The organism is Streptomyces sp. NPDC015171, from assembly GCF_043079545.1.
Lineage (GTDB): Bacteria > Actinomycetota > Actinomycetes > Streptomycetales > Streptomycetaceae > Streptomyces.
In genome coordinates this window covers 164,439-186,947 of sequence record NZ_JBIBUO010000001.1, presented here as the reverse complement: position 1 = coordinate 186,947, position 22,509 = coordinate 164,439, and the positions used below count along the sequence as shown (strand labels likewise).

Annotated in this window: 28 protein-coding genes; 14 read left to right on the top strand and 14 right to left on the bottom strand. The window is 71.1% G+C overall.

Annotated elements, in window-relative coordinates; genetic code table 11:
• Positions 1 to 51: 51 nt before the first annotated feature.
• Complete coding sequence (locus ACF073_RS00890; protein WP_392065596.1) at positions 52 to 678, top strand: TetR/AcrR family transcriptional regulator; 627 nt, start codon at positions 52 to 54, stop codon at positions 676 to 678.
• 337 nt (positions 679 to 1,015) lie between these two features.
• Positions 1,016 to 2,482 carry a sensor histidine kinase gene (locus tag ACF073_RS00885; RefSeq protein WP_392066824.1) on the top strand — a complete coding sequence of 489 codons (1,467 nt, stop codon included), beginning with the start codon at positions 1,016 to 1,018 and terminating at the stop codon, positions 2,480 to 2,482.
• A gap of 264 nt (positions 2,483 to 2,746) precedes the next feature.
• Here the strand turns inward: ACF073_RS00885 and ACF073_RS00880 are convergent, their stop codons facing one another.
• Together ACF073_RS00880 and ACF073_RS00875 are read right to left on the bottom strand one after the other, a co-directional pair.
• On the bottom strand, positions 2,747 to 3,004 hold the full coding sequence (locus ACF073_RS00880; protein ID WP_003992873.1) for a WhiB family transcriptional regulator: 258 nt from the start codon (positions 3,002 to 3,004) through the stop codon (positions 2,747 to 2,749).
• Positions 3,005 to 3,325: 321 nt separating this feature from the next.
• Positions 3,326 to 4,294, bottom strand: coding sequence for a diacylglycerol/lipid kinase family protein (locus ACF073_RS00875; protein ID WP_392065594.1), 969 nt, complete (start codon positions 4,292 to 4,294; stop codon positions 3,326 to 3,328).
• Positions 4,295 to 4,428: 134 nt separating this feature from the next.
• Between ACF073_RS00875 and ACF073_RS00870 the strand changes: the two genes are divergently transcribed.
• Positions 4,429 to 4,881: a hypothetical protein gene (locus ACF073_RS00870; RefSeq protein ID WP_392065592.1), complete on the top strand. Its 453-nt coding sequence runs from the start codon at positions 4,429 to 4,431 to the stop codon at positions 4,879 to 4,881.
• Between the two features lie 48 nt (positions 4,882 to 4,929).
• Here ACF073_RS00870 and ACF073_RS00865 read toward each other — a convergent pair whose 3' ends face one another.
• The 3 genes from ACF073_RS00865 to ACF073_RS00855 all read right to left on the bottom strand — a co-directional run bounded on the left by ACF073_RS00865 (position 4,930) and on the right by ACF073_RS00855 (position 7,022).
• Entirely contained in the window at positions 4,930 to 6,030 is a 1,101-nt protein-coding gene (locus tag ACF073_RS00865) for an RNA polymerase sigma factor SigF (RefSeq protein ID WP_392065590.1), read from the bottom strand.
• A gap of 17 nt (positions 6,031 to 6,047) precedes the next feature.
• Positions 6,048 to 6,464, bottom strand: coding sequence for an anti-sigma regulatory factor (locus ACF073_RS00860; protein ID WP_009190566.1), 417 nt, complete (start codon positions 6,462 to 6,464; stop codon positions 6,048 to 6,050).
• A 297-nt stretch (positions 6,465 to 6,761) separates the two neighbouring features.
• Entirely contained in the window at positions 6,762 to 7,022 is a 261-nt protein-coding gene (locus ACF073_RS00855; protein ID WP_392065589.1) for a UBP-type zinc finger domain-containing protein, read from the bottom strand.
• 61 nt (positions 7,023 to 7,083) lie between these two features.
• Here ACF073_RS00855 and ACF073_RS00850 point away from each other — a divergent pair, with 61 nt between their 5' ends.
• A complete protein-coding gene (locus tag ACF073_RS00850; protein ID WP_392065587.1) occupies positions 7,084 to 8,667 on the top strand; it encodes a Na+/H+ antiporter in 1,584 nt (527 codons plus the stop codon).
• Here ACF073_RS00850 and ACF073_RS00845 read toward each other — a convergent pair.
• Together ACF073_RS00845 and ACF073_RS00840 are read right to left on the bottom strand one after the other, a co-directional pair.
• Positions 8,664 to 9,584 carry a 1-aminocyclopropane-1-carboxylate deaminase/D-cysteine desulfhydrase gene (locus ACF073_RS00845; RefSeq protein ID WP_392065585.1) on the bottom strand — a complete coding sequence of 307 codons (921 nt, stop codon included), beginning with the start codon at positions 9,582 to 9,584 and terminating at the stop codon, positions 8,664 to 8,666. The two genes, ACF073_RS00850 and ACF073_RS00845, sit on opposite strands and share 4 nt — an antisense overlap.
• An 80-nt stretch (positions 9,585 to 9,664) precedes the next feature.
• A complete protein-coding gene (locus ACF073_RS00840; RefSeq protein WP_392065583.1) occupies positions 9,665 to 10,258 on the bottom strand; it encodes an N-acetylmuramoyl-L-alanine amidase in 594 nt (197 codons plus the stop codon).
• 295 nt (positions 10,259 to 10,553) lie between these two features.
• On the opposite strand from ACF073_RS00840, the gene ACF073_RS00835 reads away from it, so the two are divergent.
• The 5 genes from ACF073_RS00835 to ACF073_RS00815 all read left to right on the top strand — a co-directional run bounded on the left by ACF073_RS00835 (position 10,554) and on the right by ACF073_RS00815 (position 14,770).
• Complete coding sequence (locus ACF073_RS00835; protein ID WP_392065581.1) at positions 10,554 to 11,960, top strand: family 2B encapsulin nanocompartment shell protein; 1,407 nt, start codon at positions 10,554 to 10,556, stop codon at positions 11,958 to 11,960.
• A gap of 112 nt (positions 11,961 to 12,072) precedes the next feature.
• Positions 12,073 to 13,218 (top strand): family 2 encapsulin nanocompartment cargo protein polyprenyl transferase, encoded by a 1,146-nt coding sequence (locus tag ACF073_RS00830; protein ID WP_392065579.1) that lies wholly within the window; start codon positions 12,073 to 12,075, stop codon positions 13,216 to 13,218.
• A 283-nt stretch (positions 13,219 to 13,501) separates the two neighbouring features.
• Positions 13,502 to 14,086 (top strand): dihydrofolate reductase family protein, encoded by a 585-nt coding sequence (locus ACF073_RS00825; protein ID WP_392065577.1) that lies wholly within the window; start codon positions 13,502 to 13,504, stop codon positions 14,084 to 14,086.
• A 26-nt stretch (positions 14,087 to 14,112) separates the two neighbouring features.
• Positions 14,113 to 14,400, top strand: coding sequence for a hypothetical protein (locus ACF073_RS00820; protein WP_392065575.1), 288 nt, complete (start codon positions 14,113 to 14,115; stop codon positions 14,398 to 14,400).
• Positions 14,401 to 14,437: 37 nt separating this feature from the next.
• On the top strand, positions 14,438 to 14,770 hold the full coding sequence (locus tag ACF073_RS00815; RefSeq protein WP_392065573.1) for a DUF952 domain-containing protein: 333 nt from the start codon (positions 14,438 to 14,440) through the stop codon (positions 14,768 to 14,770).
• A gap of 39 nt (positions 14,771 to 14,809) precedes the next feature.
• Here the strand turns inward: ACF073_RS00815 and ACF073_RS00810 are convergent, their stop codons facing one another.
• The 3 genes from ACF073_RS00810 to ACF073_RS00800 form a co-directional block, all read right to left on the bottom strand.
• Positions 14,810 to 15,565: a VOC family protein gene (locus tag ACF073_RS00810; RefSeq protein WP_392065571.1), complete on the bottom strand. Its 756-nt coding sequence runs from the start codon at positions 15,563 to 15,565 to the stop codon at positions 14,810 to 14,812.
• Positions 15,566 to 15,631: 66 nt separating this feature from the next.
• Complete coding sequence (locus ACF073_RS00805) at positions 15,632 to 16,048, bottom strand: VOC family protein (protein ID WP_392065570.1); 417 nt, start codon at positions 16,046 to 16,048, stop codon at positions 15,632 to 15,634.
• A gap of 34 nt (positions 16,049 to 16,082) precedes the next feature.
• Positions 16,083 to 16,436 carry a helix-turn-helix transcriptional regulator gene (locus ACF073_RS00800; protein ID WP_392066822.1) on the bottom strand — a complete coding sequence of 118 codons (354 nt, stop codon included), beginning with the start codon at positions 16,434 to 16,436 and terminating at the stop codon, positions 16,083 to 16,085.
• 151 nt (positions 16,437 to 16,587) lie between these two features.
• Here ACF073_RS00800 and ACF073_RS00795 point away from each other — a divergent pair, with 151 nt between their 5' ends.
• The 3 genes from ACF073_RS00795 to ACF073_RS00785 are packed head-to-tail and all read left to right on the top strand — an operon-like array spanning position 16,588 to position 18,194.
• A complete protein-coding gene (locus ACF073_RS00795; RefSeq protein ID WP_392065568.1) occupies positions 16,588 to 17,742 on the top strand; it encodes an anion permease in 1,155 nt (384 codons plus the stop codon).
• Between the two features lie 15 nt (positions 17,743 to 17,757).
• Positions 17,758 to 17,982: a hypothetical protein gene (locus tag ACF073_RS00790; protein WP_392065566.1), complete on the top strand. Its 225-nt coding sequence runs from the start codon at positions 17,758 to 17,760 to the stop codon at positions 17,980 to 17,982.
• Positions 17,916 to 18,194, top strand: a complete 279-nt coding sequence (locus ACF073_RS00785) for a hypothetical protein (protein ID WP_392065565.1) — start codon at positions 17,916 to 17,918, stop codon at positions 18,192 to 18,194. Before ACF073_RS00790 ends, ACF073_RS00785 begins: the two co-directional genes overlap by 67 nt.
• Positions 18,195 to 18,288: 94 nt before the next feature.
• On the opposite strand, the gene sodN is transcribed toward ACF073_RS00785, so the two are convergent.
• Entirely contained in the window at positions 18,289 to 18,684 is a 396-nt protein-coding gene (gene sodN / locus ACF073_RS00780) for a superoxide dismutase, Ni (RefSeq protein ID WP_392065563.1), read from the bottom strand.
• Between the two features lie 144 nt (positions 18,685 to 18,828).
• On the opposite strand from sodN, the gene sodX reads away from it, so the two are divergent.
• On the top strand, positions 18,829 to 19,263 hold the full coding sequence (gene sodX / locus ACF073_RS00775) for a nickel-type superoxide dismutase maturation protease (protein ID WP_392065561.1): 435 nt from the start codon (positions 18,829 to 18,831) through the stop codon (positions 19,261 to 19,263).
• Here sodX and ACF073_RS00770 read toward each other — a convergent pair.
• The gene (locus ACF073_RS00770) at positions 19,167 to 19,796 is read right to left on the bottom strand and encodes a CGNR zinc finger domain-containing protein (RefSeq protein ID WP_392065559.1); all 630 of its coding nucleotides are present in this window, start codon (positions 19,794 to 19,796) and stop codon (positions 19,167 to 19,169) included. The two genes, sodX and ACF073_RS00770, sit on opposite strands and share 97 nt — an antisense overlap.
• Before the next feature lie 100 nt (positions 19,797 to 19,896).
• Between ACF073_RS00770 and ACF073_RS00765 the strand changes: the two genes are divergently transcribed.
• The gene (locus ACF073_RS00765) at positions 19,897 to 20,655 is read left to right on the top strand and encodes a class I SAM-dependent methyltransferase (protein WP_392065557.1); all 759 of its coding nucleotides are present in this window, start codon (positions 19,897 to 19,899) and stop codon (positions 20,653 to 20,655) included.
• Between the two features lie 93 nt (positions 20,656 to 20,748).
• Here the strand turns inward: ACF073_RS00765 and ACF073_RS00760 are convergent, their stop codons facing one another.
• Together ACF073_RS00760 and ACF073_RS00755 are read right to left on the bottom strand one after the other, a co-directional pair.
• On the bottom strand, positions 20,749 to 21,555 hold the full coding sequence (locus ACF073_RS00760; RefSeq protein WP_392065555.1) for an amino acid ABC transporter ATP-binding protein: 807 nt from the start codon (positions 21,553 to 21,555) through the stop codon (positions 20,749 to 20,751).
• Positions 21,552 to 22,490: an amino acid ABC transporter permease gene (locus ACF073_RS00755; protein WP_392065553.1), complete on the bottom strand. Its 939-nt coding sequence runs from the start codon at positions 22,488 to 22,490 to the stop codon at positions 21,552 to 21,554. The genes ACF073_RS00760 and ACF073_RS00755 overlap by 4 nt, the downstream gene beginning before the upstream one ends.
• Positions 22,491 to 22,509: the final 19 nt, after the last annotated feature.

Genomic DNA, 22,509 nt, shown 5'->3' with positions numbered 1-22,509 from the left:
CCGTACAGCACCCCGCCGACATTTTTCTAGGGGACGCTATAAAATATCCGCATGACGGGTCAGGACACGCAGGCGCAGAGCGGTACGGGCCGGGGGCGGGGCCGGCCGCGCTCCTTCGACCGGGCCACGGCGCTGGAGAAGGCGCTGATGGCGTTCTGGGAGCACGGGTACGAGGCGACATCGGTCTCGGACCTCACCCGGATCATGGGCATCGGCGCCCCCAGCCTGTACGCGGCCTTCGGTGACAAGCGGACCCTGTTCGACGAGGTCGTCCGGGTCTACAGCAGCACCCACGGCGCCCTCGGCGACCGTGCCCTCGCCGAGGAGCCGACCGCCCGCGAGGGCATCGCGCGCATGCTCCGCGAAGCCGCCGCCGTGTACACCGACCCGTCCCATCCGTACGGCTGCCTGATCGTCCACGCCGCGACCAACTGCACCAGTCCCGCGGTCGAGGCCCTGCTGCGCGAGCGGCGCAACGCCAACATCGCGGGCCTCGAATCCCGGATCCGGGCGGACATCGCGGCGGGGCTGCTGCCGGCCGGCACCGACGCCGCCGCGCTCGCCCGGCACACCGGCGCGATGATCCAGGGCATGTCCCAGCAGGCACGCGACGGCGCGCGCCGGGAGGAACTGGAAGCAGTCGCGGAAATTGCCATGTCCATCTGGCCCCACGGCTGACCCCGGCGGGCTAGGCTGCGTGGCATCGCGTACCGGTGCCCTGTATAGGGGGCAGTCGCCTCCGCACCATGGACACGCCGTCGTGGTCTAGTCCACAATCGAGAAGAGAACAAGCCTCCGTCTTCCCCGCACAGGAAGGCGGATCGAGGAACCGGCGCTCTCTGCCCTGACTGCCCCGGATCCTCGACCTTCGGCCGACCGGGACCGCACACCCCACGGCCGATGATGCTCCGGGCTGCGGTGCCGGAAGGGTTGAGGGTCCCTTCCAGGCGCCGCGGCCCGCGGGTGTTTTTCGGCCACCCGCGAGGCCCCGGGTACGCTCGCACACGTGCCCTCCATGAACGAACTCGTACGCCAGCACACCGCGCTCGACGACTCCGACCTCGAGTGGCTGCACCTGCTGGTCTCGGAGTGGCAGCTGCTCTCCGACCTCTCCTTCGCCGACCTGGTGCTGTGGGTCCCCACCCGGGACGGCACCCGGTACGTCTCGGTCGCCCAGATGCGCCCCAACACCGGCCCGACCTCCTACCAGGACGACATGGTCGGCCACCTGGTCCCGCGCGGCCGGCGCCCCATGCTGGACGCGGCGCTGGACGAGGGCAGGATCGTCCGCGAGGGCGACCCGGAGTGGCGCGAGGAGGTACCCGTACGGGTCGAGTCCATCCCCGTACGGCGTGACGGCCGCATCCTCGGTGTGATCGCCCGGAACACCAACCTGCTCACCGTGCGCACCCCGAGCCGGCTGGAGCTGACCTACCTCCAGAGCGCCTCCGACCTCGCGCAGATGATCGCGGCAGGATCGTTTCCCTTCCCCGGCCAGCAGGTCGACATGGACGCCTCCCCGCGCGTCGGCGACGGCCTGATCCGGCTGGACGTGGACGGCATCGTCCAGTACGCGTCCCCGAACGCCCTGTCCGCCTATCACCGGCTCGGCCTCGCCGCCGACCTGGTCGGCCACCACCTCGGTCAGACCACCGCCGAACTCGCCCCGACCCGGGGGCCGGTGGACGAGGCGCTGGCCAAGGCCGCAAGCGGCTGGGCGCCGCGCGAGTTCGAGATCGAGGCCCACGACGGCGTCATCCAGTTCCGGGCCATCCCGCTCAAGCCCAAGGGGACCCGCATCGGATCCCTGGTGCTGTGCCGGGACGTCACCGAACTGCGCCGGCGTGAACGTGAGCTGATCACCAAGGACGCCACCATCCGGGAGATCCACCACCGGGTGAAGAACAACCTCCAGACGGTGGCCGCCCTGCTCCGCCTCCAGGCCCGGCGCATCGACTCCGAGCGCGGCCGGGAGGCCCTGGAGGAGGCGGTCCGCCGGGTCGGCTCGATCGCGATCGTGCATGAGACGCTGTCTCAGAACCTGGACGAGCGGGTCGAGTTCGACGACATCGCCGACCGGGTGCTGGCCATGGTCGCGGAGATCTCGCCGGGCAAGGTGACCGGCCGGCGCACCGGGCGGTTCGGCATACTCGACGCCGAGGTCGCCACGCCGCTCTCCATGGTGCTGACCGAAGTCCTGCAGAACGCCCTGGAACACGGCTTCCGCGAGGGCGACACCGGCACGGTCGAGGTCTCCGCGGTGCGCGGCGGCACCAGCAAGGAGTCCCGTCTGCTGGTCACCGTCCAGGACGACGGCGTCGGACTGCCCGAGGACTTCGACCCGCACCGCTCCGGCAACCTGGGCCTGCAGATCGTACGGACGCTGGTGGAAGGCGAGTTGGGCGGCTCGTTCGACATGGTGCCGGCCCCGGAGCGGGGGACCCGGGTGATCCTCGACATCCCGGTGCGGGCGCACAAGTAGGCCGCCGCGCTGATCCCGCCGGGGCGTCGGGCGCGGCGGGGGAGCGGGCGCGACGCGCGACCGGGCGCGGGGCGGGACGGGGCGCGGGGCGGGACCGGGCGCAGCAAAAAGCCCCGGACCGCCATTGGTCCGAGGCTGATGCTCGTTGCTGCTCTGCTTGTATCGCTAAGCGCATCGGGGGAACTGCGCGCTGCGGCTCGGGGGCGGGAGATGCGTACGTGCTGTGCGCGCCGCCAAGCTCAGGCTGTCAGCAGGGGTGGGATGTCAGGCGGAAGCCTGACGAGCCCTGTTGCGAGCGGCGCGGCGCTTCATGGCGCGGCGCTCGTCCTCGCTGAGACCACCCCAGACGCCGGAGTCCTGGCCGGACTCAAGCGCCCACTGCAGACACTGCTCGATCACCGGGCAGCGACGGCAGACGGCCTTGGCTTCCTCGATCTGCAGCAGCGCAGGACCGGTGTTGCCGATGGGGAAGAAGAGCTCGGGGTCTTCCTCGCGGCAAACGGCGTTGTGACGCCAGTCCATGGCTGCTACCTCTCCTTGGTATTACATGCAAGTTGCTTGTGAATGTGAACGCTTTCACGAATCCCTCAACAAGTGAAGGGCCGACCGCCGAGTCTTCACCCGGCGTGGTCCTTGGTTTGAAGAGGGGTTCTGGTGATCAGTGGAGGCCGGTGTTGCGGGCCGTCCCGATCGCCACGTAGAGACTCGCAAACCTCAGCGGCGGATACAACCCCTTCCGGAAAGTTTTTTTTGATTCCTCGGTGTCGACTGGGTCACAGCCGTACTTCCATGGGGTGGATCCTGGCCTAAACGTTCGAGTGAAAGGACTTTCGCCCGTTCCGCTCACACAATCACACGCAGTGCGCGGCGTACGCCTGTGAACGTCACGCTAGTTCGCAGCCCCAGGTGGTCACCGTCCATCTGGAGGGGCAGAGGCACCTTCGAATGCAAGGTGAACTGGTCCACGTCGTGCAGGGAGGTCGCGTGCTTTCCCTGCGGTCCGCGCTCGGGGGACGAAGTGAGCAACTGGGTGCCATACCGGGCAACCGAGGCGGTCGACAGGCGGCTGAGACCGAGCACATCGATGCCGGTATCGAACGAGGCCTTAGGCGATGTGTACATGGGGCGATTGCCGAGATACGTCCAGGGGGACGTGTTCGAGACTATGGCGACGACGAGATCCTCGATCGGATCGGCGCCGGGCTGCTCCAGCGTGATCGTGCCGTGCCGACGGTTCGACTCGCCGAGGAACTGCCGGATCACCTGGCGGACATAGAGCGCGTGCGTCGACTTCTTCCCGCGCTCGCGCTGCTGCTCGACCCGGCCCACCACGCCCGCGTCGAAACCGAGCCCGGCGTTGAAGGTGAACCAGCGGGCCGGCACCGCCTCGTCCTCGGTGCCCGGCGTGCCCGAGGTGAGGCCGAGGCCGACGACCCGCTCGGTGCCGTCGCGCAGCGCGTCCAGCAGCGCGCCGGTGGCCTCGACGGGATCGTTGGGCAGGCCGAGGGCGCGGGCGAAGACGTTCGTCGAACCGCCGGGGACGACGGCCAGACCGGGCAGGCGGTCCGGATCCGGGCCGGCGTGCAGGAGGCCGTTGACGACCTCGTTGACCGTGCCGTCGCCGCCGAGCGCCACCACCAGGTCGATGTCGTCGCTCTCCGCCGCCTGCCTGCCGAGGTCGCGCGCGTGGCCGCGGTACTCGGTGGTGACGGCCTCCAGCTTCATCTCGCTCGCCAGCGCGTGGATCAGAACATCGCGTCTGCGGGCGCTTGTGGTGGTTGCCGCCGGATTGACCACGAGAAGTGCACGCATGCATCGCAGCGTACCTACTGGGTGGTACTCGGCCCATACCCAGGTAGGGAACAGGTAAGAGGTGAGGGCGTGAGTCTGGACACTCGGGCGCGGGCCGCGGCCGGGCGCCGCGGGGGCACGGCTACCCTGCTGGGGTGAGCAGTCAGCAGAATTCCGCCCCGGACACCGCCGCGGTCGACGCGGCCGCCGAGCCGCGCCCGCGCCGGGTGACGTACGCGGCGGCACTGGCCGCGCTGGAGGGTGCCGCGCTGCTGGCCGGCGGCCTGTGGGTGCTGGTCCGCGGGGTCACCGGCGACCCGGACGACCGGCAGCAGGCCGTGACCCTCGGGATCACTCTGGTCGTCCTCGCGCTGCTGCCGCTGCTCGCCGCGCGCGGGCTGCTGCTGCGGCGCGGCTGGAGCCGGGGGCCCGCGGTGATCACCCAGATCATGGCCCTTCCGGTGGCCTACAACCTGCTCAAGGCCGACAGCATGGCCATCCCGGCCGGCATCGCCATCGCGGTGGTCGCCCTGGCCGCGCTGGTGCTCCTGGTCAACGGCGAGACGACCCGGGCCCTCGGGATCAAGGGGCCGGGCCGGGCCGAGTAGGGCGCGCTCCGGCGGGCACCGCAGCGCGGGGGACCGGCCGGGCCTGGTTCACTCCTCGACGAGGAGCTTCTCCCGCAGCTGGGCCAGCGTGCGGGCGAGCAGCCGCGAGACGTGCATCTGCGAGATGCCGACCTCCTGCGCGATCTGCGACTGCGTCATGTTCCCGAAGAAGCGCAGCAGCAGGATCCGCTTCTCGCGCGGCGGCAGGTCCTCCAGCAGCGGCTTGAGGGACTCGCGGTACTCCACGCCCTCCAGCGCCTCGTCCTCGGCGCCCAGGGTGTCGGCGACCGCCGGCGACTCGTCGTCCGTGTCGGGGACGTCCAGGGACAGCGTGGAGTACGCGTTCGCGGACTCCAGGCCCTCCAGGACCTCCTCCTCGGAGATGGCGAGCTTCTCGGCCAGCTCATGGACCGTCGGGGAGCGGCCGTGCAGCTGGGACAGCTCGGCCGTTGCGGTGGTCAGCGCGAGCCGCAGCTCCTGGAGCCGGCGCGGCACGCGGACCGCCCAGCCCTTGTCGCGGAAGTGCCGCTTGATCTCGCCGACGACGGTCGGGGTGGCGTACGTGGAGAACTCCACGCCGCGCTCGGGGTCGAACCGGTCGACGGACTTGATCAGGCCGATCGTGGCGACCTGGGTGAGATCGTCCAGCGGCTCGCCGCGGTTGCGGAACCGGCGGGCCAGGTGCTCCACGAGCGGCAGGTGCATGCGGACCAGCCGGTTGCGCAGCTCCGCGTACTCCGGGCTGCCGTCGGGCAGCTTGCGCAGCTCGACGAACATCGCCCGCGCACCGCTGCGGTCGTGGACGCCGTGCTGTACGGCCTGCACGGCCTCCGTGCCCAGCGCGTTGTCCTCGGCGTTTCGCTCGTGCTCGCTCATCGTCCCGCCCGTAGCCCTTCCCCGAGCCCTCGCCCCCGCGCGGCCGGCGGATTCGGCGCCGTCGCGTGTCTTTGGCGGGGCACCCTGTACGGCGCCGTCACCGCCGACCCGCGCGGAGTCGTCCTGCGGGTGCGGTCTGGCCTGCTCGGGGATGCCGTCGATGCCGTCCGCCATGCGCCGGGAACCCGCCCCGGGGGTCTCGGCACTGCTCGACCAGGGGGCACCCCCGTCCCCGGCCGGCAGCTCCCGTGTGCCGCGCTCTTCGTCCCGCACCGGACCGTCCTCGTTCCTCACGCCGGCCCGGGGCCGGCACCGCGCTGTTTGTAGAGGCTGATCGACACCGTCTTGTCCTCGTCCACGGCGGACGAGACCTTGCCCGCGAGGGCCGACAGCACGGTCCAGGCGAAGGTGTCCCGCGAGGGAGCGTGGCCGTCCGTGGTGGGTGCCGACACCGTGACTTCCAGCGAGTCGTCGACGAGCCGGAAGACACAGCTGAGCACCGAGCCGGGCACGGCCTGCTGCAGCAGGATCGCGCAGGCCTCGTCCACGGCGATGCGCAGGTCCTCGATCTCGTCCAGGGTGAAGTCCAAGCGGGCCGCGAGACCGGCCGTGGCCGTCCGCAGCACCGACAGGTAGGCACCCGCAGCCGGCAGCCGGACTTCCACGAAGTCCTGGTTCGCCGCGGGCTCGCCTGCGATCTGGGACACCCTCACCTCCATGGTGGTACAAGCTTTACGGGGCCGAGGGTCGCCCCCCGGGGTAACGCGTACGTCGTTCAAGCGGTGACGCTATCGCGCTCCGAACGTTTCTGTCCCGGGACCCCAACCCCCTGGCGTCACTCACAGTAAAGCTGTGGATACGCTCCGTGTCTAGAGGGTTTGCGGGCCCAAATGGGAAGAGCGCGCGCCGGGTTGACGTACCCAGACGTCAGACGCTCGAACCGTCGTGCGGCAGCCGCCGCATGCAGTGTCACACGAGAAGGCGGTCGGGCGTGACTCTCACGCTCATACGAGCACGTGGTCGACGAAGCACCACCGCCAGTCCTCGCCGGGCTCGAAGGTCCGCATCACCGGGTGACCGGACGCCGCGTGGTGCTCCGTCGCGTGCCGTCCCGGTGAGGAGTCGCAGCAGCCGACATGGCCGCAGGTGAGGCAGAGCCGGAGCTGCACCGGGTGCGTGCCGTCGCGCAGGCACTCCGGACAGGTCGGGTTGAGCGGCTCCGGTTCCGGGTGCGGCAGCGCGTCGGAGTGCGTGCACTGTTTCATGATTGCCAGATTACGACGGGTGTGCGGGTGGCCGCGCGGAAAACGAGGGTGGGCGAGGACCATGGACGTGATGCCCCTGCTGTTGCTGGTGGCGGGCAGTGCCGCGGTGGCGGCGGCGGCCAGGCGCACACCGGCGCCGGCGCCGCTGCTGCTGGTCGCCGTCGGCCTCGCGGTCTCCTACATCCCCGGAGTGCCGTCGTACACCCTCGATCCGCACGTCGTCCTGCCGCTGCTGCTGCCCCCGCTGCTGTACACCTCGGCGAGCGACAGCTCCTACCTCGACCTGCGGGCGCAGCTGCGGCCGGTGGCGCTGCTCTCGGTGGGCTACGTGCTCTTCGCGACCGTCGTCGTCGGCTGGGCCGCCTATCTGATCGTCCCCGGTCTCTCGCTGCCCGCGGCGCTGGTGCTCGGCGCGGTGGTGGCGCCCCCGGACGCGGTGGCCGCCACCGCGGTCGCGCGCCGGGTCGGCCTGCCCTCCCGGATCACCACCGTCCTCCAGGGCGAGTCCCTGCTGAACGACGCCACGGCGATCACCGCCTACAAGGTGGCGCTGGGCGCCGCCATCGGCGCCGGGGCCACCTGGGCGGGCGGGATCGGCGAGTTCGCGCTCGCCGCGGTCGGCGGTGTCGGCGTCGGCCTCGTCCTCATGGCGCCCCTGCACTGGCTGCGCACACACCTGACCGAGCCCCTCCTGCAGAACACGCTCTCCTTGCTGATCCCGTTCGTCGCCTACGGGGTCGCCGAACAGGTGCACGCCTCCGGAGTGCTCGCGGTCGTGGTCGTCGCGCTCTACCTCGGCCACCGCGCCTGGGAGGTCGACTTCGCCACCAGGCTCCAGGAGGAGGCCGTGTGGAAGATGGTCGCCTTCGTACTGGAGTCCGCGGTGTTCGCCCTGATCGGTCTGCAGCTGCCGATCGTCATCAAGCGGCTCGGCGAGTACGAGGGCACCTCCGCCGCCTGGTACGCGGTGGCCGTCTTCCTGGTCGTGGTGGTGGCCCGGTTCGTCTGGGTCTATCCGGCCACCTTCCTGCCCCGGCTGCTGTCGGAGCGCGTCAGGGAGCGTGAGGAGAACCCGACCTGGCGGGGCGCGATGGTCACCTCCTGGGCCGGCATGCGCGGTGTCGTCTCGCTGGCCATCGCCTTCGCCATCCCGTCGAGCATGCCCGACGGCCCCCGCAACCTGATCCTCTTCCTGACCTTCACCACGGTCATCGGCACGCTCGTCGTCCAGGGCGTGACGCTGCCGCCGCTGATCCGGCTGCTGAAGTTCCCCGGCCGCGACCGGCAGGCCGAGACGCTCGCCGAGGCCAATGCCCAGGCGCAGGCCTCACGGGCCGCCGAGGCCCGGCTCGACGAACTCCTCGCCGACGAGCGCAACGCCCTGCCGCCGCCGCTCGCCGACCGGCTGCGCATGGTCCTGGAGCGCCGCCGCAACGCCGTCTGGGAGCGGCTCGGCCAGGTCAACCCGATCACCGGCGAGTCCGTCGACGACACCTACCGCCGGCTGTCCCGCGAGATGATCAGCGCCGAACGCGAGGTCTTCGTCCGGCTCCGCGACCACCGCTACATCGACGACGAGATGCTGCGCGCCCTGCTGAGACGCCTGGACCTGGAAGAGGCGGCGGCCTTCCGGGAGGCCGGTTAGGCCGCCGGGCCGGCCGCCGGGGGCTCGGGGAAGGGCCGTCCGGTGACGACGGCGGCGATCGTCGTCCCGCGCGCGAAGGCGCCCTCGTCCGCGAGGGCGACCAGTCCGTACAGCAACTTGGCGACATACAGACGTTCCACGGGCAGTCCGTGCCGGTGCTCGAAGTCCTGTGCGAAGGCGTCGAGTTCCGCAGTCGTACGGGCGTAGCCGCCGCAGTGGAAGCGGTCGTCCAGGGACCAGGTGCCGGTACGGCCGCCGAAGGCACGTTCCTGCAGGGCCTGTACGTCGGCTTCGAGGAAGCCGCCCTTCAGTACGGGTATGCCGAGCGCGCGCCGGCCGTCCGCCAGTCCGGCGGCGAGGCCGGCCAGGGTGCCGCCGGTGCCGCAGGCGACCGCGACGACGTCGGCGCGGCCGTCCAGTTCCACGCCCAGGGCACGGCAGCCGCGCACGGCCTCGGCGTTGCTGCCGCCTTCGGGGACGACGTACGCGCCCTCGGCACCGGCCGCGCGCAGGATCGCAGCCAGGGTCTCCGGCTCGGTCTTGCGGCGGTACGTCGGTCTGTCGACGAAGTGCAGTCGCATCCCGTCGGCCGCGCACCGGGCGAGGGACGGGTTGAGGGGGCGGCCGGCCAGCTCCTGGCCGCGGACCACGCCCGTGGTCGGCAGGCCCAGCAGGCGGCCGGCGGCCGCGGTGGCCCGCAGATGGTTGGAGTAGGCCCCGCCGAAGGTGAGCAGGGGCCTGTCCTGTGCCGCCGCGATGTTCGGCACCAGCTTGCGCCACTTGTTGCCGACCAGCTCCGGGTGGATGAGGTCGTCCCGCTTGAGCAGCAGCCGCAGCCGGTGCCGCTCGAACCGGTCGTCCCGCACCTCGTGGAGGGGTGAGGGGAGCCGAGGGGCGAGAGGATCCGTGCTGGTCACGGCTTCATTGTCACCCGGCAGGGGGCCGGGCGCGGCCCTGCGGCCGCACGGGCGCCCCGGGCGGCCGGTGCCCGGCAGCGCTAGCCCTTCAGCCGTTCGGCGACCCGGTCCCTGAGCCACGGCATCGTGAAGCCCCGGGGGTCCACCTTGCCCGGCTGCCACTCCAGGTGGCCGATGACCGACCGCTGCGTCCAGTCGTGGTGGCGGCACAGCGCGGCGGCGACCCGCTCGACGGCCGCCAGCTGCTCGTCCGGCCACGGGTCCTCCCCGTCGCCGAGGTTCTCGCACTCGAAGCCGTAGAAGTGCCGGTTGCCGTCGGTGTTCGCCTCGTTGTCCAGGGGCAGCCCCCGCTCGGCGATCACCGCGCGCAGCACCTCGTCGTCACCGAGGCCGGCGTGGTTGGCCCGGCCGTAGCCGACCAAGTGGACGCGGCCGTCCTTGGTGATCACGCCGTGGCACAGCGGTCCGGGCAGGTCGGGGGTGCCGTCCCGGCACAGCTCCACCGTCCGCTCGCTGCCGCTGGTCACCGTGTGGTGGATCATCACGCCGTGGACGGGACCCCAGGGGCCCTTGTGATTGCGGTTGTGATGCTCCCAGTCGCCGACCTCGACGACCGTGACGCCCTCCGCCCGAAGCGCGTCCAGAAATGCGCTCGCCGACATGGGTGGGGCCATGTCCGACTCCTTCGTGCCGTGCCCGTACGGCCGCCGGTCGCGGCCGAGTGTCCAGCCTGCTTCTACCGATACCGGACGTACGGGCACACATCGTTCGTACGCTGTGCGAGCCGATCCGGACACTCGCCCCATGCGTCACGTCCTGGGCAGAGTCCCTCTTTGTGCCCAGTAATCAGATGATCCATTCCCGCTCTTTCGGGTAATGGCGCAGGCACGTTCCGTGCTGGAAGGCTCGGGTGCGAGACCGGTGCCCGGTGCGGTTCGGCACCGGGCATACATGGGAGGGCATTTCTCTATGTCGGTAGGCGAAGAGGTCCGCACGGATCAGGGCAAGCCGCAGCAGTCCCTCGGGACGGCGGCAGCGCGGAACCTGGCCACCACCACCAAGTCCGTTCCACAGATGCAGGAGATCAGCTCCCGGTGGCTGCTCCGCACGCTTCCCTGGGTCGACCTCCAGGGCGGTACCTACCGGGTGAACAGGCGGCTGACCTACGCCGTCGGGGACGGCCGCATCACCTTTGTGAAGACCGGTGACCAGGTGGAGGTCATCCCGGCCGAACTGGGCGAGCTGCCGGCTCTGCGGTCCTACGAGGACGAGGAGGTGCTGGCGGAGCTGGCCCGGCGCTGCCGCCAGCGCGACTTCGCGCCCGGCGACGTCATCGCCGACTTCGGCAACCAGACGAACGAGGTCTATCTGCTCGCCCACGGCCGGGTGGAGAAGATCGGTACGGGCCCCTACGGCGACGACGCCGTCCTCGGAGTCCTCGCCGACGGCGCCTACTTCGGCGACCAGGCGCTGCTCGACCCCGAGGCCATCTGGGAGTACACCGTCCGCGCGGACACCGCGACCACGGCGCTGATCCTCACCCGCCAGGACTTCGAGCAGGTCGCGGAGCGCTCCGACTCGCTGCGCGCCCACCTCGAACAGCTCCGCGCCGTCCCCGACCAGCGGACCAACAAGTACGGCGAGAAGGAAGTCGAGCTGGCGGCCGGCCACTCCGGCGAGCCCGACATCCCGCACACCTTCGTGGACTACGAGGCGCGGCCCCGCGAGTACGAACTGAGCATCGCCCAGACGGTGCTGCGCATCCACTCGCGCGTGGCCGACCTCTACAACCAGCCGATGAACCAGACCGAGCAGCAGCTGCGGCTCACGGTCGAGGCGCTGAAGGAGCGCCAGGAGCACGAGCTGGTCAACAACCCGGAGTTCGGCCTGCTCAGCAACTGCGAGTACGACCAGCGGATCCAGCCGCACGACGGCGTGCCGAGCCCCGACGACCTGGACGAGCTGCTCAGCCGCCGCCGGGGCACCAAGCTGCTGCTGGCCCACCCGCGCGCCATCGCCGCGATCGGCCGCGAGCTGAACAAGCGCGGGCTGGTCCCGGAGACGATCGACATCGCGGGCAACCGCATCCCCACCTGGCGCGGGGTGCCCATCTACCCGTGCAACAAGATCCCGATCAGCGAGGCCCGTACGACCTCCATCCTCGCCATGCGTACCGGCGAGTCCGAGCAGGGCGTCATCGGCCTGAGGCAGTCCGGCATCCCGGACGAGATCGAGCCGAGCCTGTCCGTCCGCTTCATGGGCATCAACGAACAGGCCATCATCAACTACCTGGTGACGGCGTACTACTCGGCCGCCGTTCTGGTGCCCGACGCGCTGGGTGTGCTGGAGAACGTCGAGATCGGCCGGTGGAGGTGACGTTTCCGCACGTCGCGGCCGTGTCTCCGTCCGCCGGTGCGGGTAGGCCCTCGGGGTACGCGTCCGGCCGGACCGGTGACGCCGGCCCTCGCGGACGCGGCGAGGGGGAGGCATGGCCGAGTTCATGACGGAGACCGAAGAGCGTTCTCCCGGTGTGCCGCGGACCGGCACGGCGGGGGAACCACCGGAGAGGGCCGGGGACGCCGCCACCGGTCCGCTCGACGGGCAGGAGGCGGCGGCACAGCTGGCACGGACCCGGACCCTGGTCGACCCGGAACTGCGCGCGGCCATCGAGTCGCTGCCCGGCGCCATGCGCCGGGTCGGGCTCTACCACTTCGGCTGGCAGCAGGCCGACGGCACACCGGCGGCGGACAACGCGGGCAAGGCGATCAGGCCCGCGCTCGTGCTGGCGGCGGCGACCGCGCTCGGCGGTCCCGCGGCCCGGGCGGCGGCCGTCCGGGCCGCGGCGGCGGTCGAACTGGTCCACAACTTCACCTTGCTGCACGACGACGTGATGGACCGGGACACCACCCGCCGGCACCGGCCGACGGCCTGGACCGTGTTCGGCGACGCCGACGCGATCCTCGCCGGGGACGCCATCCAGGCGCTGGCCCTCCGGCTGCTCGCCGAGGATCCGCACCCGGCCTCCGTCCCGGCCGTGGCCCGGCTCGCGGCCTGTGTCGTGGAGCTGTGCGAGGGCCAGCACACCGACACCGACATGGAACGGCGTGCGCCGGAGGCGGTCACCCTGGACGAGGTGCTGGTCATGGCCGAGGCCAAGACCGGCGCCCTGCTGGGCTGCGCCTGCGCCATCGGCGGGCTGTACGCGGGGGTGGACGCGGAGGCGGTGGCCGCGCTGGACGGCTTCGGCCGGCAGGCCGGGCTCGCCTTCCAGCTGATCGACGACGTCATCGGCATATGGGGAGATCCGCGGCACACCGGCAAGCCGGCCGGCGCGGATCTCGTCGCCCGCAAGAAGTCCCTGCCGGTGGTGGCGGCGCTCGCCTCCGGCACCCCGGCGGCGGCCGAACTCGCCGCGCTGTACGGCAAGCCGTATGCCGAGGGCGAGGCGGAGGCCGGGGAGATCGCGCGTACGGCGCTCGCGGTGGAGCGGGCCGGCGGCCGGGACTGGGCGCAGGCCGAGGCGGCCGACCGGATGGCACGGGCCGTGCAGGAGCTGGCCCGTGCGGTTCCCGAGCCCGAGGCGGCGGGCGGACTGCTGTCGCTCGCCGAGTTCGTGACCCGGCGCACCAGCTGAGGGCCGCCGGTTCCGGCGGCTGAGAGGAACCCGGAGTTCCCGGACCCGTGCGGCTCCTGACCCCGCGCGGTCATCCGGGACTCCGGTCAGGAGGCCCCGCACATCCCCACAGTGTGCGGGGCCTCCGCGCTGTCCGCACCCGTGTCCCGACCCTCCCTCCGCATCCGTATCCCCAATTCACTTGCACCACGACACTTGGAGTACTACAAATGAACCACTACAGACGGAGCGGTTCGGTGGGGGGACACCCGGCCGCCCGCCACCTCGACGAAAAGAGTCCGGTTTGCGCAAGCTCACGTACTTCATCGCCTGCTCGCTCGACGGCCTCATCGGTGACGAGCACGGCGACGCCTCCGCGATGCACCGCTTCATGGACGAGGAGTACTCCGCCTTCCTCGCGGCGGAGTTCCCGGAGACGCTGCCCACCCACTTCCGCCGGGCGCTCGGCATCGACCATCTGGAGAACAAGCGGTTCGACACGCTCATCCAGGGCCGGGTCAGCTACGAGCTCGCCCTCAAGGAAGGCATCACCAGCCCCTACGGCCACCTGCGCGAATATGTCGCCTCCCGGGGCCTCGGCGCCTCGCCCGACCCGAACGTCGAGGTCATCGCCGACGACCTGACCGGCCGGGTCCGCGCGCTGAAGGCGGAGGACGGCGGCCTCGACATCTACCTGTGCGGCGGTTCGCGGCTCGCCGGAGCGCTGCTCGACGAGATCGACGAACTCGTCATCAAGACCTACCCGCTCGTCTACGGCAAGGGCATGCCGATGTTCGGCACCGGCCTCGACCCCAAGGAGTTCACCCTGGACTCCGTGCGCGCCTTCGGCAACGGCGTGCTGGTGCGGTCCTACGGCAGGAAGCGCTGACGGCACCGCCGCTCTACCCTGGGGGCATGGGCAGCGAACGATCCGTCTGTCCCGTCTGCGGACAGGCCGTCGAAACGGTCGTCAAGCGACACAAGACCCTGGGCGCCTGGGTGCCGGTCTGGGGCCCGGGACCGTGCCACAACCCCAGCTGCAAGGCTCGCGCCGACATCGGCCGGTCCGCGGACTCCCGCCGGTCTGTGAACCCCGGCCGTCGGTCCGGCGAGGCCGGGCGGTCCGTCGGCGGAGCGGCCCGGACGGGTGACGGCGGCCCGGAGGACCCCTCGGCGACCGGCGCCGGGGACGGCGCCGGCTGAACAGCGCAGCGGCCGGGGGACGCCGTAGCGTGTACGCATGCCGAAGCTTCCGTACATCCTGCACATCACCGAGCGCTCGCTGTGGGAGGCGGCGCGCGAGCGCGGTGCCTATGAGATGTCCACCCGGGGCCGCACCCTCCAGGAGGAGGGCTTCCTCCACTTCTCCACCCGGGCGCAGCTCCCGCGCATCGCGGACCTCCTCTACGGCGGATACGACGGCCCGGACCAGCTGGTCGTCCTGGTCGTGGACCCGGCCCTGGTCGGGGTGCCGGTGCGGTACGAGTCCGTCGAACCCGGCGGGGAGGAGTTCCCGCATGTGTACGGTCCCCTGCCGGTCGAGGCCGTGGTGGAGGTGGAGCCCTGGGGGTGAGGCGGCCTGGCACGGCCCACCCGGTGCCTGCTGTCGTGCCTACCCGGCGGCGGTCCGCCGGCCGTCGGCCGGCAGTCCGCCCGTCTCCGGGTCGCGGCCGGTCAGGCAGTACGTGCCGCCGGCCGGGTCGCGCAGCACCGTCCAGTGGGCGCCCTCGCTGACCGGGACGGCACCCAGCTCCTCGTGGCGCGCGCGGACGGCGGCGATGTCGGCGCAGGCCAGGTCGAGGTGAGCGGAGGCCGGGCGCTCCTCGTCCAGCCGCTGGAGGAGCAGCCGGAAGGGGAGACCCGCCGGCGGCGGCAGCACGGTGAACTCCGGCCGGGATCCCGCTCGTGGCTCCCACCCGGTCAGCCCGGCCCAGAACGCGGACTCGGCGGCGTACCGGGACGGCGGGATGTCGAGGCACACCTGGTCGAGACGGGAGCCGGACACCACCGGCGGCCGTACCGTCTCCCCGTCCCAGGGCACGGCGCAGAACAACTGGCCTGCGGGGGAGCGCAGTACGGCCCAGTCGCCGTGGTCCGCCACGAGGGCGGCACCGAGCCGGCGGGCGAGCGCGGTCAGCCCCGGTACGTCATCGGTGCACAGGTCGACGTGCGCGCCGCCGTTCCCCTCGGCCACGCCCTGGAGCTTCCCGCTCGGGTCCGCGCCCTCGGGCAGCAGGGTCACGAACTCGCCGTCCTCGCCGCGGAACGCGGACAGCCGGGTACCGGTGACCGCGGTCCAGAAGGCGCACGCGTCGGCGAGGCGCGCGAGGGGGCGGTCGGCGAAGGCGTAGGTCCAGCGGATCGTCATGCGGGGAGTGTAGGCAGCCGGGTGTGAGGGGTGCGATGGCCGAAAGGGGGTGCGGCGCGTGCGAGTTCAGCCCGCGGGGCGTTCGAGGAAGCGCAGCTGGTTGCCCGCCGGGTCCCGGAAGGCGCAGTCGCGCACCCCGTACGGCTGGTCCGTCGGCTCCTGCAGCACATCGGCGCCGGCCTCCCGCACCCGCGCGTACAGCGCGTCGCAGTCCGGGGTCGTGAAGATGACCCCGCGCAGCAGGCCCTTGGCCAGGAGTTCGTTGAGCGCCTGCTTGTCCGCGGGGGAGGCGTCCGGGCTGGCGTCCGGCGGCTCCAGGACGATCTCCACGTCCGGCTGGAGCGGGGAGCCCAGCGTCACCCAGCGCATCCCCTCGAAGCCCACGTCGTTGCGGATCTCCAGGCCGAGCACATCGCGGTAGAAGGCGATGGCCTTGTCATGGTCGTCCACAGCGATGAAACATTGCGCGAGTTTCACGTCCATGGACTCACCCTAGAACCGACCGCCGCGGCACGCCTCAGTACGGGCGGCGCCGGGGCCGGCTCAGCCTGCGGGCCACGCAGGGCGGGATCACCGCGCTCTCCTCGTGGTCGCGGGCGCGATAGGCGCTCGGCGTCTCGCCGACCAGCTCGGTGAACCGGGAGCTGAAGGAGCCGAGCGAGGTGCAGCCGACGGCGAGGCACACCTCGGTCACGGTGAGATCCCCCTGGCGCAGCAGCGCCTTGGCCCGCTCGATCCGGCGGGTCATCAGGTAGCTGTACGGCGTCTCGCCGAACGCCTTGCGGAAGCTGCGCTGGAAGTGGCCGGCGGACATCAGGGCGTCCCGGGCCAGGACGGTCATGTCGAGCGGTTCGGCGTACTCGCGGTCCATACGATCGCGTACGCGCCGCAGCCGTCGCAGGTCCTCCAGGGCGGTCACCCGCTCAGCTTCGCACAGGACCGCACAACAGGGTCCCGCGAGTGCGGCGGAGCGTTTCCCTCCAGTTGTCCGCGCATTCGTCTGCCCTTGATTGTCTTGAGGGATGGACCACATCACGTTCCTCGTGGCGGTCGTCATCGTCACGGCACTGGCGTTCGACTTCACGAACGGGTTCCACGACACCGCGAACGCGATGGCCACTTCCATCGCCACCGGTGCGCTCAAACCCAGGACCGCGGTCCTGATCAGCGGGGTCCTCAACATCGGCGGTGCCTTCCTGTCCACCGAGGTGGCCAGGACGATCTCCGGCGGGATCGTGGACGACGCCCTGGTGACCCCCGGGATGATCTTCGCGGGACTGGTCGGCGCGATCCTGTGGAACCTGCTGACCTGGCTCGCCGGGCTTCCCTCCAGCTCCTCGCACGCCCTGTTCGGCGGCCTGATCGGTGCTGTCTGGGTCGGTGCGGGCTCCGGCGCCGTGCACTTCGACAAGGTGGTCGAGAAGGTGCTGATCCCGGCCGTGGCCTCGCCGGTGGTGGCCGGGGTCGCGGCCCTGCTCGCCACCTACCTCGCCTACCGGCTCACCGCGCGCGCCCGTCAGGACGCGGTGACGAAGGGCTTCCGCCTCGGCCAGATCGCCTCCGCCTCCCTGGTCTCCCTCGCGCACGGCACCAACGACGCGCAGAAGACCATGGGCGTGATCACGCTGACCCTGATCTCGGCGGGCGCGCTCGGCCATGACGCGGGCCCGCCGGTCTGGGTGATCGCCTCGGCCGGCCTCGCGATCGGCCTCGGTACCTACCTGGGCGGCTGGCGGATCATCCGCACCATGGGCAAGGGCCTGACGGAGATCCAGTCGCCGCAGGGCTTCGCCGCCGAGACGGCCTCCACGGCCGTCATCCTCACCTCCGCCCACCTCGGCTTCGCGCTGTCCACCACGCAGGTCGCCTCGGGCAGCATCCTCGGCGCCGGTCTCGGGCGGCGGCTCGCCGAGGTCCGCTGGGGGGTGGCGGGCCGTATGGTGCTCGCCTGGCTGATCACGCTGCCCGCCGCCGCGCTGGTCGGCGGCCTCGCCGCGAGCGTGGTCAAGCACGGCGGGAACATCGGCACGGCCGTCATCGCCCTGGTGGCGCTGGCCGTCGCCGCGGCCATCTTCCTCCTGGCCCGGCGCAACCCGGTCCGCGCCGACAACGTCAACGACCACCACGAGGTCACTCTCCGCAACCCGGCCCCGACGCACGTCGGCAGGGCCGTCTGAACCCCGGGAGCCTTCATGCGTATCGACTGGTCCGCCCTCGGCCGCGTCGCGGCGGTCAGCCTCGGCGTCACGGTCGCCGTGGTCGTCGTCTTCACGCTCGGTGTGCTGGGTCTGTCCCGCGCCGAGGAAGCCGGGCACGGCGGATCCGTCGCCGGCCGGGCCCAGGCGGGGCTGTGCTTCCTGGCCTGCGCGGCGGTGGTGGCGTACGGAATCCATCTGATCGTGCCGCAGTTGCACTGAGGCCGCCGAAGGGGCGGAGCGGAGGGGACGAGTGGCACAGGCGGCTCCGGCGGATCGAGCCGCTGAAGCCGCAGAGCTGGATCAGGCGGACCGGCCGCCGGGTCGGGCAGGGGTACGTCCAGCACTACGACCAACACCTGCCGGCCGGCGGCGAGATCGTGCTGTCCGGCCGCTCCTGGTCCAAGCGCGCCGGTGTGGAGCGGGTGAGGTGAGAGCGGCCCGCCCGGTGTTCCGGACGGGCCGCTCTCCCGCGCCCTCCTCCCCGCTGCGCGAACCGCCGCGGGGAGGAGGGCAAGGGGCCTCGGGTCAGGCCTTCTTGGTCTCCCAGAAGATCTTGTCGATCTCGGCGATGAGCTCCAGCGCCTTCTCGCCCGACTTCGGGTCGGTCGACGCCTTGGCGGCCGAGAGGGCCTTCAGGGTGTCGTTGACCAGCTGGTGCAGCTGCGGGTACTTCTCGAAGTGCGGGGGCTTGAAGTAGTCGCTCCACAGAACGGAGACGTGGTGCTTCGCCAGCTCGGCGCGCTGCTCCTTGATGACAGTGGCGCGAGCCTGGAAGTGCGGGTCGTCGTTGGCGGCCATCTTCTCCTGCACGGCCTTCACCGACTCCGCCTCGATGCGGGCCTGGGCCGGGTCGTAGACGCCGCAGGGCAGGTCGCAGTGGGCACTGACCTTGACCTTGGGGGCAAACAGGCGGGAAAGCATGGAGCATTCCTTCCTCGTGATCGTCTTCTCAGGTGCGACATTACTCCCTGGGGAAGGCGTTTTCTCGGGTGCCCCCTAGGGCTTAGGACAAAAGCGCAGGGTCAGACTGAGACTGGTGGAGGAACGGACAGGGGAGGTGCCGGGATGCCGGAGCTGTCGCAGGAGACCGAACGGGGGAGGGCGGCCGCACCCTTCGGACTGGCCGAGGTGACCGGCCCGTCCATGGTGCCCACGCTGCACCACGGGGACCAGCTGGTCGTGCGGTACGGCGGCGCGGTCAGGCCCGGGGACGTCGTGGTCATGCGCCACCCGTTCCAGCAGGACCTGCTGGTCGTGAAGCGGGCCGTGGAGCGGCGCCAGGGCGGCTGGTGGGTCCTCGGGGACAATCCGTACGCGGGCGGGGACAGCACCGACTACGGGGTGGTGCCCGAGGAGCTGATCCTCGGGAAGGCGTGGCTCCGGTTCCGGCCGGCCGGCGCCGGTCAGCGTTCGCCGCTGGCGCTGCTGCGCTGGGCGCTCTCGGCGGCGAGGCCGCTGCTGTCGGACCGGTCGGCCTCCAGGCGCTTGCGGGCCCGGTAGGCGGCGACGTTGGCGCGGGTGGCGCAGCGGTCCGAGCAGTAGCGCCGGGATCGGTTGGTCGAGGTGTCCAGGTAGGCGTTGCGGCACGGTGACGCCTGGCACAGGCCGAGGCGGTCCACGCCGAACTCGGTGAGGTGGAAGGCCAGGCCCATCGCCGCGATCGCCGCGTAGCCGGCGGTGGCGTTGGAGGGGTGGTCGGCCAGGTGCATGTGCCACAGCGGGCGGCCGTCCTCGTCGCGGAAGTCGTGCCCGGAGATCTGCGGGCTGACCGGGAACTCCATCAGGAGTGAGTTCAGCAGGTCGACGGCGAGCGTCTCGTCGCCCGAGTCGGCGGCCTCGAAGACGCCGCGCAGCCGGGCCCGGACCGAGCGGAAGCGGGTGACATCGCCGTCGGTGGCGCGGCGGGCCGCCGACGCGTTGACGCCGAAGAGCTCGCGGACGGCCTCGACCGTGGTCAGGGTGTCCTTGCCCCGGGCCGGCTCCTCGCTGTTGACGAGACGCACGGCGTAATCCGAGTAATAGGCCAGTTCCACTTGTAGTCCTTACGGAGGCGCTTTATCGTCATGTCTGCGGTCGGGTAACAGCCGGTCGTGCTTCCAGGGTATTACGCAAGCCGAGGGGAAATGGGGCGCCATGACCACGAGTGCCGGAACCGACTGGATGGCCTGGCAGGAGAGCTGGGACCGGCAGCAGGAGTGGTACATGCCGGACCGCGAGGAACGCTTCCGGATCATGCTCGACATGGTCGAGGCGCTCGTCGGCACCGCCCCGCGCGTGCTCGACCTCGCCTGCGGCACCGGCAGCATCACCGCCCGGCTGCTGAGCCGCTTCCCCGAGGCCACCAGCACCGGCGTCGACCTCGACCCGGCGCTGCTCGCCATCGCGCACGGCACCTTCGAGGGCGACGACCGCGTCACCCTCGTCACCGCCGACCTCAAGGACCCCGACTGGCCGGCCCTGCTGCCGTACGACTCCTACGACGCGGTCCTGACCGCCACGGCCCTGCACTGGCTGCACAGCGCACCCCTCGCGGCCCTCTACGGTCAGGTCGCGGAGCTGGTCCGCGACGGCGGTGTCTTCATGAACGCGGACCACATGATCGACGACACCACGCCCCGGATCAACGCCGCCGAGCGCGCCCAGCGGCACGCCCGTATGGATCAGGCCAAGCGGGACGGCGCCCTCGACTGGGCGCAGTGGTGGCAGCTCGCGGCCGCTGATCCGGCCCTCGCCGGGCCGACCGCCCGCCGCTTCGAGATCTACGGCGAGCACGCCGACGGGGACATGCCGTCGCCGGCCTGGCATGCCGGGGCACTGCGCGAGAAGGGATTCGCCGAGGTCAGGGCGGTGTGGGCGTCGCCGTCGGACACGCTGCTGCTCGCGGTGAAGTAGGCACGCCGGACCCGCGGCAGGCCGAAGGGGCGGTACGGAAGATCCGTACCGCCCCTTCGGCGGTGCAGCGTCAGCGCGTCCGGGACCGGAGCGTCAGAGCACCTTGGACAGGAACGACTGGGTCCGCTCGTGCTGCGGGTTCGTCAGGACGTCCCTCGGGTGGCCGGATTCGACCACCACACCGTCGTCCATGAAGACCAGGCTGTCGCCCACCTCGCGGGCGAAGCCCATCTCGTGGGTGACGACGACCATGGTCATGCCGGACTCGGCGAGGTCGCGCATGACGTCCAGGACGTCACCGACCAGCTCCGGGTCCAGGGCCGAGGTCGGCTCGTCGAACAGCATCAGCTTCGGGTCCATGGCCAGCGCCCGGGCGATCGCCACGCGCTGCTGCTGGCCGCCGGAGAGCTGGGAGGGATAGTGCCCGGCCCGGTCGGCCAGGCCCACCCGCTCCAGCAGCTGTCCGGCGCGCTCCTTGGCCTGGGCCCGGCTCACGCCCCGCACCTGCACCGGCGCCTCCATGACGTTCTCCAGGGCCGTCATGTGCGGGAACAGGTTGAAGCGCTGGAAGACCATGCCGATGTCCCGGCGCTTGAGCGCGACCTCGCTGTCCTTCAGCTCGTACAGCTTGTCGCCCTTCTGGCGGTAGCCGACCAGCTCGCCGTCGACGTACAGCCGCCCGGCGTTGATCTTCTCCAGGTGGTTGATGCACCGCAGGAAGGTCGACTTGCCGGAACCGGAGGGGCCGATGAGGCAGAACACCTCGCCCGGCTTCACCTCCAGGTCGATGCCCTTCAGCACCTCGACATGGCCGAAGGACTTGTGCACGCCCTGCGCCTTGACCATCGGGACCGTCCGCTCCGGCGCGGCGTCCTGCGTTTTGCTCAGCTTGTCGGTCATGCGCCCACGGCTCCCTTCGGGCGGCCCAGCGACAGCATGTTCGCCTTCACCTTCTGCCACGGTGTGGCCGGCAGCTGGCGGCTGGAGCCGCGGGCGTAGTAACGCTCGATGTAGTACTGGCCCACGCTCAGCACCGAGGTCATGATCAGGTACCAGGCGGCGGCGAGGAAGTACATCTCCACCGGGGCGCCGGAGTTCTGGCCGATGTCCTGGGCGTAGCGGAACAGCTCGGGATACTGGACGGCCGCCACGAGCGAGGTCGTCTTCAGCATGTTGATCACTTCGTTGCCCGTGGGCGGCACGATCACCCGCATCGCCTGCGGAATGATCACCCGGCGCAGCGTCTTGCTGTGGCTCATGCCGAGGGCGTGCGACGCCTCGGTCTGGCCCTCGTCCACCGCGAGCAGGCCCGCCCGGCAGATCTCGGCCATGTACGCCGCCTCGTTCAGGCCCAGGCCGAGCAACGCCGTCAGCAGCGGCGTCATGAAGTTCGACCAGTAGTCCTTGTAGAACGGCATCAGGTTGATGTACTCGAAGACCAGGCCCAGGTTGAACCAGAGGAACAGCTGGACCAGGACTGGGGTGCCGCGGAAGAACCAGATGTAGAACCAGGCGATCGACGAGGTCACCGGGTTCTTCGACAGCCGCATCACCGCGAGCACGATGCCGCCGACGATGCCGATCAGCATCGACAGGACCGTCAGCAGGAGGGTCTTGCTGACGCCGGTCAGGATCCGGTCGTCGAAGAAGTAGTCGGGAACCGCCTGCCAGTTGATCCTGCCCTGGCCGAACGCGTAGACGATCGCGACGAGGAGGGCGATCGCGATGACGGCGGAAACGTATCGTCCGTAGTGCCGGACCGGGATGGCCTTGATGGCCTCGGCGCCGGCCGGGGGCGTGTCCTTCGGCCCCGCCGTCTTGTCGATGTCAGTCACGGGTACTGCCTCTCAGTGG